Source organism: Streptosporangium heterodermiicola (assembly GCF_051390675.1).
Taxonomy (GTDB): Bacteria; Actinomycetota; Actinomycetes; order Streptosporangiales; family Streptosporangiaceae; genus Streptosporangium.
The window spans coordinates 104129-120576 of record NZ_JBPJSR010000009.1; the positions used below are offsets into that span (position 1 = coordinate 104129).

The window sequence follows — 16448 nt, forward strand, 5'->3', positions numbered from 1 at the left end:
CGAATATGTCCACGGGGTCACGCGACCGTCGGTCGCGTGACCCTTTTTTCGTGCGCGCGACCAGGTGTAAGACATAGTCAGACAGAGGGTGCCGTATCGTTGTCGCGCCGATCACCACCACTCCTGAACACGGGACATATGTCCATCACCGACCCCCCGCACCCCCAGCGCCCCCAGCACACCGTCACCGCGATCGTCGTCTCCCACGACGGATCCCGCTGGCTGGGGGAGACCCTGGAAGCCCTGCTCAGGCAGACCCGCCCGGTGGACCGGGTCGTCGGGGTCGACAACGGCAGCAGGGACGGCAGCGCCGCGTTGCTGACCGGCGCCCTCGGCGCCAGGGCGGTGCTCACCCTGCCGCGCTCGACCGGCTTCGGCGAGGCCGTCGCCGAGGTCCTCGACCGGCTAGGCCCCGGCGGCGGCCGGGAGTGGATCTGGCTGCTGCACGACGACTGCGCCCCGGACGTCCACGCCCTGCGGCTCCTGCTGGAGGCCGCCGACGAGGATCCCAAGGCGGCGGTGCTCGGCCCCAAGCTCCGCGACTGGCTCGACCGGCGGCTCCTGCTTGAGGTCGGCGTCACCGTCGACCGCACCGGCCGCAGGGACACCGGGCTGGAGCCCCGCGAGTTCGACCAGGGGCAGTACGACGGGACCAGGGACGTGCTCTCGGTCTCCACCGCGGGCATGCTGATCCGCAGGGACGTCTGGGAGGAGGTCGGCGGGCTCGACCCCGCGCTGCCGCTGTTCCGCGACGACCTCGACCTGTGCTGGCGCGTCAGGACCGCCGGGTACCGCGTGCAGAACGTCACCCGGGCCGTCGCCTGGCACGCAGAGGCCGCCACCCGGCGGCGGCGCCGCATCACCGCCAGCGGCGACCACCCCCGCCGCCTGGACCGCCGCAACGCCCTCTTCGTCGTGATGGCGAACCTGCCCGCCCGCCCGCTGCTGTGGGCGCTGGTGCGCAACGCCTTCGGGTCGCTCTTCCGCACGGTGCTGTTCCTGGTGGCCAAGCAGCCCGCCAACGCGCTGGACGAGTTCCTCGCGTTCGGCTCGGTCTTCGGCCACCCCGTCCGGATGATCAAAGCCAGGCGGGCGCGGGCCAAGGGCAGGAGGCAGGCGTACGCGGCGGTCGGCAAGCTGCTCACCCCGTCCGGCGCCGGTTACCGGCGGCTCGTCGAGCGGGTGCAGAGCTACCTGGCCGGGGGCGGGTTCGTGGCGTCCGAGGGACGCCACCACGCCGTGGCCGCCTCGCCGCACGCGCAGGAGGACGGCGAGGAGCTGCTCACCGACGCCGGGGTGACGCAGCGCGTCTTCGGCAACCCCGGAGTCCTGCTCCTCATCGCGCTCACCGTGGTCACGCTGGTCGCCGAGCGCGCGGTGACGGGCGGCGCCAGGCTGGGCGGCGGAGCGCTCGTCCCGGTGATCGGCGGGGCCTCCGACCTGTGGGACCTCTACCGCGAGAGCCACCACCAGGTGGGCCTGGGCACCGACGCGTGGACCCCGCCCTACGTGGCGGTGCTGGCCGTGCTCTCCACGCTGCTGTTCGGCAAGACGTGGCTCGCGGTGTCGCTGCTGCTGCTCGGCTGCGTGCCGCTGGCGGGAATCTCCGCGTACGCGGCCACCCGGTCGATGATCCCCGGCCGCTGGACCAGGGTCTGGCTGGCCTCCTCGTACGCCCTGCTGCCGGTCGCCACCGGCGCGGTCGCCGCGGGGCGGCTCGGTACCGCGGTGGTCTTCGTGCTGCTGCCCGTCTACGCCGCGCTCGCCACCAGGGTGCTCACCGGGGAGCGCCGCCGCGCCCGCCGGGCCGCCTGGGGGCTGGGACTCCTGCTGGCCGTCGGCACGGCCTTCGCCCCGCTGGTCTACCCGCTGACCGCGATCCTCGGCGCGCTGGCGGCGCTGGCCTTCCCGCGCAGGGGCGTCGCGGTCTCGATGCTCGTGGCGTTCGCCGTCCCGGTGGTCCTGCTGTTCCCCTGGATGGCCCAGGTGGCCGCCGACCCGGGGCAGCTCCTGCTGGAGGCGGGGCTGCACCAGCCCGCGCTGGTCGACCCAGGGCTGTCCGCCGGGTCGCTGCTGCTGCTCAGCCCCGGCGGTCCCGGCCTGCCGCCGCTCTGGGTGACCGGCGGCCTCCTCGCCGCCTGCCTGCTCGCGTTGCTGATGCGCCGCAACCGGATGGTCATCGCGGTCGGCTGGGGCGTCGCGCTCTTCGGCGTGCTGGTGGCGATCCTGGTGAGCAGGACCACCGTCACCTCGATCAACGGCGACGTCGAGGCCCCCGCCTGGCCGGGCGTGCCGCTCGCCTTCGCCGCCACCGGCATGCTCGTGGTGGCGGCCCTCACCGCCGACAGGGTCGTGGAGTTCCGGAAGGCAGGGGGCCTGCGCAGGGTCGCCGCGTTCGGCGTCGTGCTGGTCGCGTTCTCCACGCCGCTGCTCGCGGCGGGCATGTGGATGACCAAGGGCGTGGACGGACCGCTCCGCGGGACCGTGCGCGACGTCGTGCCCGCCCTCGCCGCGCAGAACTCCGCGAGCGGCGAGCGGACCCTGCTGCTGCGCGCGTCGCCGGGCGGCCTGCTCTTCACCGTGCTGCGCGGGCGCACCCCGGTGATCGGCGAGGCCGACATCCCCGTCCCCGACGGTCCCAGGGAGCTGGTCAGGGTCGCCGCGGCCGGGCTGGTGTCCGGCAGGGGCGGTGACGACGCCCGGGTCCTCGCCGCCCACGGCGTGCGGTTCGTCGTGGTGACCGCGCCCGTCGACCCGGAGATCAGCGGCGCGCTCGACTCGCAGCCCTCGCTCGCGAGGATGAGCCTGTCCCGTGCGGTCGGCGTGTGGCGGCTCACCCAGCCGGTCGCCCTTCCCGCCACCCCGCCGGGCGACCCCTGGCACGGCCGCTGGCTCTGGGCCCAGGCCGTGCTGCTGCTGATCGTCTCGGTCCTGGCCGCGCCGGGGTCGCGCACCGAGCCCGACGAACCCGCCGTCGCCCAGGACCTGTCCGAGCCTCGCAGAGAGCTGGCCGCCCGGTGAAATCCCTGATCGAGAACCGGTTCGGCCTGCTGGTGCTGGTCCTGGTGGCCCTGCTCGCCCTGTACGGGGTCGCCTACGCCACCCAGCCTCCGGCCGTCACCGCCCCCGCGCCGGGGTTCGAGAGGGTGCCCGTCGCCTCGGTGACGGCCGTCTGCCCGGCGCCCGGCGACACCTCCGTCGGGGTGGTCGCCCCGCCCGGCAGCCGGGAGCCGGGCTCCGCGACGCTCGTCACCGGGGACAAGACCCTGGCCACCGTCGACGCCCCCGGCCGTCTCTGGCACGACGAGGTGCCGGCCTCGTCGCCGCCCCTCGTCGTCGCGGCCGACGGGAGCATGGCCGCGGGATTGGAGGTGGCGCAGACCCGCAGGGAGAAGTCGGGGAAGCAGCGGGGACTGGCCGGGACGCGCTGTGCCGAGCCGGTGGCGAGCACCTGGCTGATCGGGCCGGGACCGGCCGCGGCGGACGTCACGCTGTACCTGACCAACGCCGACCTCGCCCCGGCCATCGCGGAGATCCTGGTCTACACGGGTGAGGGCCCGGTGTTCGACGACACCGGAGGCGTGTTCACCCTCAAACCGGGGCAGAGCCGCACGATCAAGGTCCTGGATCTCGCGCCCTCGGCGCTCGTCCTGGCGATACAGGTCCGTACCAGCTCGGGGCGGGTCACCGCCGCGGCGCGGGCGATGATGAACGACGGGCGCGGCGTGGACTGGCTGCCGGTCTCCGCAGCCCCGGCCACCCGCGTCGTCGTGCCGGGCATCCCCGGCGGCGGCGGGAAGCGCGAGCTGCTCGTCGCCTCCGCCGAGGAGATCGACACGCTGGTGGAGGTCAAGGCCCTCACCCCCGAGGGGACGTACGCGCTGGAGGGCCGCGAGCTCGTCGAGGTGCCCGCGGGTTCCGTCGCCTCCGTCGACCTGTCCAGCGGGATCGGCGGCCAGCCGTCCGCGCTGGTGCTCACCTCGGAGAGCCCGATCGTCGCAGGGCTCGTCGCCACGGGCACCGGTTCGAGGACCGACGTGGCCTTCACCGCCGGAGCGGTCCCCATCGACCTGGGCAGCGTCGTCGCGGACAACCGCGCGGGCGGCAAGATGGGTTCCTGGCTGCTGCTGACCGCGCCGGACGCGGCGGGCGCGGTGAGCGTGCAGGTGGTTCCGAGCGAGGGCGAGGCGCGCGAGCCGTTCGAGGTGGAGGTCCCCGCCTCGCGGACCAAGCAGGTCGCGCTCAAGAAGGTGGACGGGCCCTTCGCGGTGGTCGTGCAGCCGCTGCCCGGCTCGGGGCCGGTCTACGGCGGGCGGGTCATGGAGGAGCGGCTCAAGGACGGGCGGGCGCTGACCGTGCAGCCGCTCGCCCCCGCCCGCATGTGGGCCCTGGTCCCGCCGATCGCCGAGTCCGCCGCGACCGTCCTGCCCTGACGCCCTGTCCTGGTCCTGAGGGCCTGAGATGCGGCGGGTCAGTCGTGGTCGTCGAAGCCGGGGTCGACCGACTCGGGGGAGAGGCCGAACAGGCCCGCGACCTGCTCCACCACCGCCTCGTGGACCATCGCGCCCAGGTGGTCGCGGTCGCGTGCCCTGCTCTCCAGGGGGCGGCGGTAGATGATCACGACGGCCGGGCGGGTCCCCGCCGCGGGCTCGGCCCGCCCGAACGGGATGGGCTCGCCGGTCAGCAGCCCTGGGCCGTCGCCCAGCTCGCTGATCGGCGGGACCTCCTCGACCGCGAACTCCACGGCCGACAGCTGCTTGGCCCATCGGGGCTTGAGGCGATCGACGGCGTCGAGGACGAGATCGTCGAACCGCTCGCTGCGGGCCTTGGCGATCGGCACGTGCGAGGGCGCCAGCGGGCCGCGCAGGCCGCGACCGTGCCTGTCGCGCCTGCGGGGAGAACGGGGTCTGCCGGGTGCCGGGCTCACGGCCCCAGCTTAGACGTGACCCGTACGGGGGCGGGAGGTGCCGTTGGCCGGAGCGTGGGCGGGGCCGGGGCGCGAGACGGCGGGTGCCCGGACGGGAGGAGGTGCCGTGACCGGAGCGCGGACGGGCGGCGGCCGTGGCGGCGCGTGCGCGGGTGGGAGGAGGGCGGATAGGCGGTGGGCGCGCGGGCGAGGGGAGATGCCACCGGGAGGCGTGTGGACAGCGGGAGGCGTGTGGACAGTGGGTGTAAGCCGTACAGGCGGGTGGAAGCCGGGACACGTGTCCGAATTGTGGCGACACGCTCGTTAAGAGCGCTCAGATAGTGGCGCCCCGGACGCTTACCGGATACGGTCCCACCGTGAGCCCCGTCCGCCGCTGTTCCCGCACCGCGTGCAGTCAGCCTGCCGTTTTCACGCTCACGTACGTCTACGCCGATTCGACCGCTGTTCTCGGGCCCTTGGCGACGTACGCCGAGCCGCACTGCTACGACCTGTGTGCCGAGCACGCCGAGCGGCTCACCGCCCCCAGAGGCTGGGAGGTGGTGCGCCTGCCGACCGACGGCGCCCCGCCGAGCACCGACGACCTGGAGGCCCTCGCCAACGCGGTCCGCGAGGCGGCCAGACCCGCGCCGAGCGGTGGCACCGAGCCGGTCGGCCAGGGGGTCGAGGTCGGCCGCCGAGGTCATCTGCGAGTGCTGCGCTCCGCTCAGCCCCAGCGCGACCGCTGACCCTACTAGGCTGGGGGTCACGGACACGACGCAAAGGGTGGAGCTGGAGTGGGCGACCTCGCCAAGATCTTCAAGGCGTACGACGTCCGCGGCGTCGTGCCTGACGAGTTCGACGAGGAGACCGCCGAGGCGGTCGGCGCGGCCTTCGTCGAGGTGACCGGTGCCGAGACCGCCGTCGTGGCGTACGACATGCGCGAGTCGTCGGTGCCGCTGGCCGCGGCCTTCACCCGGGGGGCGACCTCGCGGGGGGCCGACGTGATCAACGCGGGCCTGGGCTCCACCGACCTGCTCTACTACGCGAGCGGCAGCCTCGGCCTGCCCGGGGTGATGTTCACCGCCAGCCACAATCCGGCCCGCTACAACGGCATGAAGATGTGCAGGGCGGGCGCCGTGCCGATCGGCGGCGCCACCGGGCTCGTCGAGATCCGCGACCGGGCCGCCGCGATCCTGGCCTCCGGCACCCTCGGCGGCGAGGGCGGCGGGACGGTCTCCGGGCGCGACCTGCTGCGCGGCTACGCCGACCACCTGCGCACCCTGGTCGACCTGTCCGGCATCCGGCCGCTGCGGGTCGTGGTCGACGCGGGCAACGGGATGGGCGGGCACACGGTCCCGACGGTGTTCGAGGGGCTGCCGGTCGAGCTGACCGCCCTCTACTTCGAGCTCGACGGCACCTTCCCCAACCACGAGGCCAACCCCATCGAGCCCGACAACCTGCGCGACCTGCAGAAGGCCGTGCTCGACGTGGGCGCCGACATCGGGCTCGCCTTCGACGGCGACGCCGACCGCTGCTGGGTGGTCGACGAGCGCGGCGAGTCCGTCTCCCCGTCCACGATCACCGCGCTGGTCGCGGTCCGCGAGCTGGGCAGGCACCCCGGCGCCGCGATCATCCACAACCTGATCACCTCCAGGGGCGTCCCGGAGATCGTCGCCGAGCACGGCGGCCGCCCGGTCCGCACCCGCGTGGGCCACTCGTTCATCAAGGCCGAGATGGCCGCGACCGGCGCGGTCTTCGGCGGCGAGCACTCCGCCCATTACTACTTCAAGGACTTCTGGTTCGCCGACTCCGGCATGCTGGCCGCGCTGCACGTGCTGGCCGCGCTGGGGGAGCAGGAGAAGCCGCTTTCGGACATTCTTCTCGAATACACTCGTTACGCGGCCTCCGGGGAGATCAACAGCACGGTCGCCGACCAGGACGCGGCGACGGAGCGGGTCAGGGAGGTCTTCGCGGCCCGCGACGGCGTCACCTTCGACGAACTGGACGGCCTGACCGTCTCCGGTCCCGGATGGTGGTTCAACCTTCGTCCGTCCAACACAGAGCCGCTGCTCAGGCTGAACGCCGAGGCGGCCGACGAGATTCAAATGGCAGCGATCAGGGACGAGGTCCTTGCTGTCGTGAGGAGCTGAACGAGTGAAGATCGACGACTGGCTGCTGGAGATCCTGGCCTGTCCCAACTGCAAGTCCCCCCTGCGAGCCGAGCCCGAGGTGGACGAGCTGTCCTGCACCTCCGCCTCGTGCGGCCTGGTCTACCCGGTCCGGGACGACATCCCGGTCCTGCTTGTCGACGAGGCCCGGAAGTCGTGAACTGGGAGCCCGATCGGCTCGACGACCAGAAACGGCTGACCGAGGGCGACCCGGCGGGCACACTGCGGGCGGCGGCCGACTCGGCCGCGCAGGTCCGTACCTCCCGCAGGGCCGCCCTGGAGGCGGGCCTGTCCTCGCTCGCCGGGGACGGCCGGCCACGGGCGATCGTGGTGGCCGGCGTGGGCGGTTCGGGCATCGCCGGTGACATCCTCAACGTGGTGTGCGGCCACGGCGCCCCGCTGCCCATCGTGACCGTCAGGTCTCATCGGCTGCCCGGCTGGGTCGGCGCGACCGATCTGGTGATCGCGGTGTCGCGCTCCGGCGGGACCGAGGAGACGCTCGCGGTGGCGGCCGAGGCCGTTCGCCGGGGCTGCCGCCTGCTCGCCGTCGGCGGGCCCGACTCGCCGCTCCACGCGATCGCCAGGCAGGCGGGAGCGCCGTTCGTGCCGGTCGGAGGTGGCGGGCGGGCGCGCGCCGCGGTGTGGGCGCTGTCGGTCCCGCTGGTCGTCGCCGCCGCCGAGCTCGGGCTGGTCGAGGCCGGCGAGGCGGTGTTCGAGGAGGTGGCCAAGCGCCTTGAGGACCTCGCCCACCGCTGCCGCCCGGCGAGCGAGTCGTTCATCAATCCCGGCAAGTCGCTCGCCATGGAGCTCGCCGAGACCGTGCCGATGATCTGGGGGTCCTCCCCGCTTGCGGCCGTCGCGGCCCGCCGGTGGGCCGGACAGCTCAACACGAACGGCAAGTATCCGGCGATGTGGGGTGAGCTCCCCGAGGCGGGTCACGACCAGGTGGCCGCCCTCGACGGCCCGCTCGCCCAGCGCGACATCTTCGCCGACGAGAGCGGCAGGTCCCTCCGGCTCTTCGTGCTGCGCGACGTGGACGAGCACCCCCGGGTCGTACGGCAGCGTGAGGTGTCGGTGCGGATCGCGGAGGATCGCGGCGTCCCGGTCACGCAGATCGCCGCGGAGGGGGCGCACCCGCTGGAGCGGCTCGCCACGCTGATCGCGCTCGGGGATTTCGCGAGTACGTACCTCGCTCTCGGGTACGGGGTCGACCCGGCCACTGTGTCGGCCATCACAGAACTCAAGGCAAGGGTTTCGCAATAGGATCCTTGTCTCGTCCTTCCTGATTGAACAAGCTTTTTTGACCAACGAGCTGAGCGGAGGCTGCCGTGAGCGCGGGCGGCGGTACTAAGGCAATCATCGCGGCGTTGGCGGCCAACCTGGCGATCGCCGTGGCCAAATTCGTGGCGTTTCTCTTCACGGGCTCGTCATCGATGATCGCCGAGTCGGTCCACTCGGTGGCCGACTCGGGCAACCAGGCGCTGCTGCTCCTGGGCGGCAAGCGCGCGCAGCGGGCACGCACGCCCCAGCACCCCTTCGGGTACGGCCGGGAGCGCTACTTCTACGCGTTCGTGGTGGCGGTGGTGCTGTTCACCATCGGCGCGGTGTTCTCGCTCTACGAGGGCTGGCACAAGATCCACGCTCCCGAGGATCTCACGTCCCCCCAGTGGGCCTTCGGCGTGCTGATCTTCGCGATCGTCGCCGAGTCGTTCTCGTTCAGGACGGCGATCATCGAGTCCAACCACGTCCGGGGCAACCAGTCGTGGGTGCAGTTCATCCGCCGCTCCAAGTCGCCCGAGCTGCCGGTCATCGTCCTTGAGGACCTGGGCGCGCTGCTCGGCCTGATCTTCGCGCTCTTCGGCGTGACCATGGCCGTGGTGACCGGCAACCCCGTCTGGGACGGCATCGGCACCATCATGATCGGCGTCCTGCTCGCGGTGATCGCGATCATCCTGGCGATCGAGACCAAGTCGCTGCTGCTCGGCGAGGGCGCGGGCCCCGAGGTCGAGACCCGCATCGCGGACGCCCTGGAGAGCGCGCCCGAGGTGACCCGGATCATCCACATGCGCACGCTCCACCTGGGCCCCGAGGAGATCCTGGTCGCCGCCAAGATCGCGGTGGACCACGACGACACGGCCGCCGACGTGGCCCGCGGCATCGACGAGGCCGAGCAGCGCATCCGCGCGGCCGTCCCCGAGGCCCGCGTCATCTACCTGGAGCCCGACCTCGACAGGAGCAGCGTCAACGGCGCCGTCTGATCCCGGGGCCGCCGGTCCGGAGAGACGGGGACCCCGGGATCGGACGGCGCACACGCCGCCGCGGTCCCCGTGCCTCTCGGTCGCGTGGGACGACCAGGCCGTGCCCGTTCTCCGTGTCTCCCGAGGGGCCGGGGCCGTTGTCGGTGATCCGCAGGACCAGCGGGGCCGGGCGGTAGGTCAGCTCGATCGCACCCGGGCGCCGGGCGCGTGGATCCTGGCGTTGGTCAGCGCCTCCTGGACGATCCGGTAGGCCGAGACGTCCACGGCGTGGGGCACCGCCACCTCCTCGCCGACCACGTCGAGGTCCACCTCGCCGTCGTGCTGCCCGACCGGTTCCGGGAGCAGCGCCAGCCCCGGTTGCGGCGCGGTCTCCGGGGCGGACGTGACGTCGGCGCGCAGCACGCCGAGCAGGCGGCGCATCTCGGTGAGCGTGTTGCGCGCCGAGGCGGCGATGTCGGCGAACTCCTGCCTGCTCCGGTCGCCCAGGTCCTTGAGGGCGTAGGGCGCGGTCTCCGCCTGAACGGCGATCATCGAGACCGAGTGGGCCACGATGTCGTGCATCTCCCGCGCGATCCTGGCCCGCTCGGCCATCGCCGCCTGTTTCCTGAGCGTCTCCAGGTTGTCGGCCCGCACCTCCTTGACCTCGGTGCGGCTTCGCCGCGTGTCGGCGACGAGTGCCGTCGTCACGGCCACACCCACGATGACCATGAGCAGTACCAGGCCGCTCCTGGACCCGTCGCGGAAGAGGAGGACGGAGGCGCCGGAGACGCAGGCCGTCACCAGCCACGCGCTCCACCGGCCGAGCCGGCGGAGAACCGTGTAGAGGGAGAGGAGGACGGAGACGCCGATCGTCAGGACGAGGACGGGGCTGTGGGACGCGCCGCACACGGCCGCTCCGGCGGTGCCGAACAGGACGAGGGCCGCGGAAGCCCAGGGCCTGCCGCGGCGGACGGCCTGCGGGGCGGTGGCCAGCAGCGCGGTGACCAGCAGGGGCACCCCTCTCGCGATGTAGCCGAAGTCCACGGACGCGGCCGCCACGAACGCGGTTCCCGAGAGTACGACGGCGGCGGCGATGTCGGTGAGCGGAGACTCGACGACCCTCCGGCTGTCGAAGGAGCTGACCCGCTGCTCCGCGCGGGCCAGCCCGGTGATGAAATCCATGCCGGGAATACTCCCAATCGCGGGGTGTGGCATCGTCACCCCTGGGAGCGACGTTGGAGCAGGCGCAGCGCCTTCTCCTTCTCGAAGTCCAGTGCCCTGCGGGGGGCCTGCAGGCGGCCGATCCGCAGCCCCAGGTCCCGTACGGCCTGCGCGACCGCGGGTTCGCTCAGGGTCCGCAGCGCGAAGGCGAGCTCGGCGGGGGAGATGTCGAACCGTTTCTCCAGCTCGACGCTCTGGGCGACGGCCGAGAGCTCGTCGGGGCCGAACCGCCGGTGCGCGCCCTGGTTCCTGACCGGGGGGAGCAGCCCGAGCGCCTCGCGGTAGCGAAGCATCCGGGGAGACATGCCCAGTTTTCCGGCGGCCTCGGTGATCCGCATCGGTGACCTCTTTCCAGCGGTTTTGCGAGAAACCTTACATTCTTGTGTCAGGTTACCCGTTCAAAAGGTGCGCGGAGGCGTTCCGGCCGCCTAAACTCGCATGCGTCGACTGTTCCGATGGAACGGCGAGCCCGGCCTTGGAGCGAAGCACGATCGCGAGACGAGCGCGACGGGCGAGGGTGTGAGGCGAACGCCACCATCAACCAGAGGGGTAACCACACATGGACTTCAAGGTCGCCGACCTTTCTCTTGCGGCCTTCGGGCGCAGGGAGATCCAGCTCGCCGAGCACGAGATGCCGGGCCTGATGGCCGTCCGCAAGGAGTACGCCGCGGCCCAGCCGCTGGCCGGGGCGAAGATCATGGGCTCGCTGCACATGACCATCCAGACCGCCGTGCTCATCGAGACCCTCGTCGCGCTCGGCGCGGAGGTCCGCTGGGTGAGCTGCAACATCTTCTCCACCCAGGACCACGCCGCCGCCGCCGTGGTCGTCGGCCCCGAGGGCACCCCGGAGAACCCGCAGGGCGTCCCGGTCTTCGCCTGGAAGGGCGAGACCCTGGAGGAGTACTGGTGGTGCACCGAGCAGGCCCTGACGTGGCCCGGTGACGACGGTCCCAACATGATCCTCGACGACGGCGGCGACGCCACCATGCTCGTCCACAAGGGCAGCGAGTACGAGAAGGCCGGCGCCGTGCCCAGCACCGGTGAGAACGACCCCGAGGAGTGGGGCGTCGTCCTCGACCTGCTCCGCCGCACGGTCACCGACGAGGGCCGCTGGACCCGGGTCGCCTCGCAGATCAAGGGCGTCACCGAGGAGACCACCACCGGCGTGCACCGCCTGTACGAGATGTTCAAGACCGGCACCCTGCTCTTCCCGGCGATCAACGTCAACGACTCGGTGACCAAGTCCAAGTTCGACAACAAGTACGGCTGCCGCCACTCGGTGATCGACGGCCTCAACCGCGCCACCGACGTGCTGATCGGCGGCAAGGTGGCGCTCGTCGCCGGGTACGGCGACGTCGGCAAGGGCTGCGCCGAGGCCCTCAAGGGCCAGGGCGCCCGCGTCATCGTCACCGAGATCGACCCGATCTGCGCGCTCCAGGCCGCCATGGACGGCTTCCAGGTCACCACCCTGGACGAGGTCGTCGGCCTCGTCGACATCTTCGTCACGACGACCGGCAACTTCGACATCATCACGGCCGACCACATGGCCCGGATGAAGCACAACGCGATCGTGTCCAACATCGGTCACTTCGACAACGAGATCGACATGACCGGCCTGGCGCGGATCCCGGGCATCGAGAAGACCGAGGTCAAGCCGCAGGTCCACACCTGGCGTTTCCCCGACGGCAAGCAGATCATCGTGCTCGCCGAGGGCCGCCTGATGAACCTGGGCTGCGCCACCGGCCACCCCTCGTTCGTCATGTCCAACTCGTTCACCAACCAGGTGATCGCGCAGATCGAGCTGTTCACCAAGACCGACGACTACCCGATCGGCGTCTACGTGCTGCCCAAGCACCTGGACGAGAAGGTCGCCCGTCTCCACCTCGACGCCCTGGGCGTGAGGCTCACCACGCTCACCAAGGCCCAGGCCGAGTACATCGGCGTGGACGTCGAGGGCCCCTACAAGTCCGACCACTACCGTTACTGACGTCCGCGGTCGAGTTCCAACGGCCCCCGCGGCTTCGCGGGGGCCTTCGGGCGATCCGGGGCTCGGACGGGTCCGGGGTTCGGGGTCCGGACGGGTCCGGGGCTCGGGCGGTTCCGGGGTCCAGGATCTGGGATTCGGGTGATCCGGGGTCCGGGTGATCCGGGGTTCCGGCGGGCCGAAATTCCGGTCATCCGGGGCCTGGGCGGATCCGGGGTCCCGGCGATCCGGGGTTCGGGCAATCTATGGGTTCCGGCAATCTGGGGAGAGACGTGGACAGCGCTCTGGTGGCCGCGGGGGAGCTAAGGATCGGGTGGGCGGCGCGGGCGATGCCGGTGCTCACCGCCCTCGGCGAGCGGTTCGCCGTCGAGCGGCCCTTCGAAGGGCTGCGGATCGCCGCGTGCCTGCACGTCACCGCCGAGACCGCCGTGCTCATGGGCACCCTCAAGGCGGGCGGGGCCGAGATCGCCCTGGCCGCGTCGAACCCCCTGTCGACCCAGGACGACGTCGCCGAGGCGCTCCGTGACTACGGCGTCGTCGTGCACGCGCAGGCCGGGGTGACCATGGACGCCTACTACCACCACATCCACCAGGCACTCGACATCGTCCCGGACATCGTCCTGGACGACGGCTGCGACCTCGTCAACATCCTGCACACGGAGCGGACCGAGTTGCTGGAGACGGTCTCCGGCGGGTGCGAGGAGACCACCACCGGGATCATCAGGCTCCGCCAGATGGCCACGGAGAAGGCCCTCAGGTTCCCCGTGGTGGCGGTCAACGACACGCGGACCAAGCGGATGTTCGACAACCGCTACGGCACCGGCCAGTCGACCATGGACGGGATCATGCGCGCCACGAACACCCTGCTCGCGGGCAAGACCGTGGTGGTCGCCGGATTCGGCTACTGCGGCCGGGGCGTCGCCGAGCGGGCGAGGGGCCTGGGGGCGCGGGTCGTGGTGACCGAGATCGACCCCGTCAAGGCGCTCGACGCCTCGCTGCAGGGCTATGACGTACGGTCGATGGCGGCGGCCGCCCGCGCCGGGGACGTGTTCGTCACGGTCACCGGCAACCGCGACGTGATCAGGGGCGAGCACCTGGCGGAGATGAAGGACGGCGCGATCCTGGCCAACGCCGGGCACTTCGACGTCGAGATCGACGTCCGCGCCCTGGACGACCTGGCGCACGCCGTCCATCGGGGGGTGCGCCCCAACACCGACGAGTACGTCCTCGCCGACGGCCGCAGGCTCCTGCTGCTCGCCGAGGGCCGCCTGGTGAACCTGACCGCCGCCGAGGGGCATCCGGCCGCCGTCATGGACATGTCCTTCTCCGCGCAGGTGCTCTCGGTGGCGTGGCTGGTCCGCGAGCGGGCCCGGCTGGAGCCGGGGGTCTACGACGTGCCGGGGGAGGTCGACGTAGAGGTGGCGCGGCTCAAGCTGGCCGCGGCCGGGATCGAGATGGACGAGCTCACCTCCGAGCAGGAGGAGTATCTCCACTCGTGGCGGCTCGGCTCGTAGCCGTGCCATCCAGGCGCGGCTCGTAGTCACGCCATCCACCGGCGTCCCGGATCTCGCCGCCGTGCCCGCCGCCGTCAGAGCTCGGGCAGCATCTCCTGCATCCTGCGGATCTCGGCGCTCTGGCCCGCCGAGACGTCGTTGGCCAGCTCCTCGATCCGTATGTGTGAGCCGGAGGTCAGGACCTGCTCGGACATCTTGAGCGCGCCCTGGTGGTGCGCGGTCATGAGCTGGACGAAGAGCCGGTCGAACTCCCTGCCCGAGGCGGCCTTGAGCGCCTCCATCTGCTCGGGCGAGGCCATGCCGGGCATGGCGTCGTGCTCGGCGTGGTGCTCGGGGGCCTTCAGGCCCTGCTGCTGGAGCCAGGAGATCATGAACTGGATCTCCGGCCCCTGCGAGTCCTTGATGCGCGAGGCGAGGCTCTTCAGCCTGACGTGCGCGCCCCTGGTCGGGGCGAGGGCGGCCATGTCGAGGGCCTGGCGGTGGTGGACGACCATTTTCTGGACGTACGTCACGTCGGCCGCGTTGGGGGAGGGCGTGGGCACGAGCGTGGCGGCCTCGCTCGGGCCGACGGTCCTGGCGACCTCACCCGGCCTGCCGGGGACGATGATCGGCGCCGAGGCCTGGGGGGACGGGGCCGGTTCGGGCTCCGAGCTGCACGCGCTGAGGGACAACAGGGCGGCGAGCACGACGATGAGCGCGACGCGCACCCGGCCTCCTTCGTGAATGTCCAGTGACGAAAGACCGTAACCCCTGCCGGGCCTGCCCGTAAAGACCACACACCGGCAACAGTTGCTGACACTGTGACGGCTTGCCGGATGACCGTACAGCGTGAACCATTTAAGCATTTATGCACCTTTTATTGGGTGTATGTGTCAAGGAGGTTCACGAGTGTCCACCCCCCTCGGGAAGGGCCTGACCGGCCGCTTCCTGTTCGTGGCCGGGGTTGCCGTCGCGACGGCGCTGGCCGCGTTCCCCGCGCAGGCCGCCGATATCCCGGCTCCCGGTGAGATCGCCAAGAGCGCGAACATCGAGCACGTCCTGAACGTGCCCAAGCCCGCCGCGCTGACGGACATCAACACCGACATGGCGTTCCAGGACGACTACGCCTACGTCGGCAACTACACCGGCTTCTCGATCTACGACATCCGGAAGCCGAGCAGGACTTCGCTGGTCAGCTCGGTGGTCTGCCCCGGCGGTCAGATGGACGTGTCGGTCTACGGCAACCTTCTCTTCGGCGCGGTCGACTCCTCGCGCAACAACGACTCCTGCAGCAGCGTCGGCCAGCCCGCCAGCGTCAAGGAGTCGTGGGAGGGCGTCCGGATCTTCGACATCAAGGACAAGAAGAACCCCAAGTACATCAAGGCCGTCGAGACCAACTGCGGCTCGCACACGCTGACGGTCGTCCCGGGCAAGGGGAGGGACCGCAAGAGCGTCTTCCTGTACGTCTCCTCCTACAGCCCGAACGCGTCGTTCCCCGACTGCCAGCCGCCGCACGACAAGATCTCGATCATCAAGGTGCCGCTGAGCGACCCGGCGTCCGCCTCGGTCGTCGCCACGCCGGTCCTGTTCCCCGACGGCGGCAACCCGGGTGAGACCCTGCCCTACCCCGAGCGCACCTCGGCCACGAGCGGCTGCCACGACATCACCGCCTACCCGGAGAAGAACATCGCCGCCGGAGCCTGCATGGGCGAGGGCGTCCTGTTCGACATCTCCAACCCGGTCGAGCCGAAGGTCACCGCCACCGTCCGCGACGACCAGAACTTCGCGTTCTGGCACTCGGCGACGTTCAGCAACAACGGCAACAAGGTGATCTTCACCGACGAGCTCGGCGGCGGCACCCAGGCCACCTGCAACGAGGCGATCGGCCCGAACCGCGGCGCCAACGCCTACTACGACATCGAGGACGGCCAGCTCACCTTCAAGAGCTACTTCAAGATCGCCCGCCACCAGGCCGACACCGAGAACTGCGTCGCGCACAACGGCTCGCTCATCCCGGTCAAGAACAAGGACATCATGGTCCAGGCCTGGTACCAGGGCGGCATCTCGGTCGTCGACTTCACCGACTCCAGCAACCCGCAGGAGATCGCGTTCTTCGAGCGCGGCCCCGACAGCACCGCCCCCGCGCTCAGCGGCGGCTTCTGGTCCGCCTACTACTACAACGGCCACATCTACGGCAGCGACTTCAACCTCGGCCTCGACGTCCTGAAGATTAACGACAGTCGTATGGGCAGGGCCGAGAGGGTCAAGTTCGACATCCTGAACGCGCAGACCCAGGAGTACTACCGTGGTCGCGGTCACGACAACTGATCTCTGAGGGCGGTCATGGCCATCGACCTCTGACGACGGCCACGACCACCACCCGACGACGGCCACCGGGCGCCCGACAGGCGCCCGGTGGCCGTCGCGCGTATGGGACGT

At 71.4% G+C, this 16448-nt stretch carries 14 protein-coding genes; 10 read left to right on the forward strand and 4 right to left on the reverse strand.

Translation table 11 applies throughout. The annotated features are described in order from the left end of the window. Positions 1-138 precede the first annotated feature (138 nt). On the forward strand, positions 139-3021 hold the full coding sequence (locus tag ACSC1Q_RS20740; RefSeq protein WP_436760350.1) for a glycosyltransferase family 2 protein: 2883 nt from the start codon (positions 139-141) through the stop codon (positions 3019-3021). After that, positions 3018-4433 (forward strand): DUF5719 family protein, encoded by a 1416-nt coding sequence (locus ACSC1Q_RS20745; RefSeq protein ID WP_436760351.1) that lies wholly within the window; start codon positions 3018-3020, stop codon positions 4431-4433. The genes ACSC1Q_RS20740 and ACSC1Q_RS20745 overlap by 4 nt, the downstream gene beginning before the upstream one ends. A 38-nt stretch (positions 4434-4471) precedes the next feature. Here ACSC1Q_RS20745 and ACSC1Q_RS20750 read toward each other — a convergent pair whose 3' ends face one another. After that, entirely contained in the window at positions 4472-4927 is a 456-nt protein-coding gene (locus ACSC1Q_RS20750) for a metallopeptidase family protein (protein WP_350973096.1), read from the reverse strand. 356 nt (positions 4928-5283) lie between these two features. On the opposite strand from ACSC1Q_RS20750, the gene ACSC1Q_RS20755 reads away from it, so the two are divergent. The 5 genes from ACSC1Q_RS20755 to ACSC1Q_RS20775 all read left to right on the forward strand — a co-directional run bounded on the left by ACSC1Q_RS20755 (position 5284) and on the right by ACSC1Q_RS20775 (position 9332). Further along, positions 5284-5652: a DUF3499 domain-containing protein gene (locus ACSC1Q_RS20755; RefSeq protein ID WP_329090499.1), complete on the forward strand. Its 369-nt coding sequence runs from the start codon at positions 5284-5286 to the stop codon at positions 5650-5652. A 48-nt stretch (positions 5653-5700) separates the two neighbouring features. Then, positions 5701-7056, forward strand: a complete 1356-nt coding sequence (locus ACSC1Q_RS20760) for a phosphomannomutase/phosphoglucomutase (protein ID WP_436760352.1) — start codon at positions 5701-5703, stop codon at positions 7054-7056. A gap of 4 nt (positions 7057-7060) precedes the next feature. Continuing rightward, positions 7061-7234: a Trm112 family protein gene (locus tag ACSC1Q_RS20765; protein WP_012888128.1), complete on the forward strand. Its 174-nt coding sequence runs from the start codon at positions 7061-7063 to the stop codon at positions 7232-7234. Continuing rightward, positions 7231-8337: an SIS domain-containing protein gene (locus tag ACSC1Q_RS20770; protein WP_436760353.1), complete on the forward strand. Its 1107-nt coding sequence runs from the start codon at positions 7231-7233 to the stop codon at positions 8335-8337. Before ACSC1Q_RS20765 ends, ACSC1Q_RS20770 begins: the two co-directional genes overlap by 4 nt. Positions 8338-8402: 65 nt before the next feature. Beyond that, positions 8403-9332: a cation diffusion facilitator family transporter gene (locus tag ACSC1Q_RS20775; RefSeq protein WP_436760354.1), complete on the forward strand. Its 930-nt coding sequence runs from the start codon at positions 8403-8405 to the stop codon at positions 9330-9332. A 177-nt stretch (positions 9333-9509) separates the two neighbouring features. Here ACSC1Q_RS20775 and ACSC1Q_RS20780 read toward each other — a convergent pair whose 3' ends face one another. Beyond that, a complete protein-coding gene (locus ACSC1Q_RS20780) occupies positions 9510-10493 on the reverse strand; it encodes a sensor histidine kinase (RefSeq protein ID WP_436760355.1) in 984 nt (327 codons plus the stop codon). 35 nt (positions 10494-10528) lie between these two features. Beyond that, entirely contained in the window at positions 10529-10870 is a 342-nt protein-coding gene (locus tag ACSC1Q_RS20785) for a MerR family transcriptional regulator (protein WP_436760356.1), read from the reverse strand. Positions 10871-11091: 221 nt separating this feature from the next. Here ACSC1Q_RS20785 and ahcY point away from each other — a divergent pair, with 221 nt between their 5' ends. Both ahcY and ACSC1Q_RS20795 read left to right on the forward strand, forming a co-directional pair. Further along, complete coding sequence (gene ahcY, locus ACSC1Q_RS20790; RefSeq protein WP_436760357.1) at positions 11092-12519, forward strand: adenosylhomocysteinase; 1428 nt, start codon at positions 11092-11094, stop codon at positions 12517-12519. A 242-nt stretch (positions 12520-12761) separates the two neighbouring features. Continuing rightward, positions 12762-14030 carry an adenosylhomocysteinase gene (locus ACSC1Q_RS20795; RefSeq protein ID WP_436760358.1) on the forward strand — a complete coding sequence of 423 codons (1269 nt, stop codon included), beginning with the start codon at positions 12762-12764 and terminating at the stop codon, positions 14028-14030. A 74-nt stretch (positions 14031-14104) separates the two neighbouring features. Here ACSC1Q_RS20795 and ACSC1Q_RS20800 read toward each other — a convergent pair whose 3' ends face one another. Next, positions 14105-14737: a DUF305 domain-containing protein gene (locus ACSC1Q_RS20800; RefSeq protein WP_436760359.1), complete on the reverse strand. Its 633-nt coding sequence runs from the start codon at positions 14735-14737 to the stop codon at positions 14105-14107. Between the two features lie 181 nt (positions 14738-14918). Between ACSC1Q_RS20800 and ACSC1Q_RS20805 the strand changes: the two genes are divergently transcribed. After that, positions 14919-16337 (forward strand): LVIVD repeat-containing protein, encoded by a 1419-nt coding sequence (locus ACSC1Q_RS20805; protein WP_436760360.1) that lies wholly within the window; start codon positions 14919-14921, stop codon positions 16335-16337. Positions 16338-16448 lie beyond the last annotated feature (111 nt).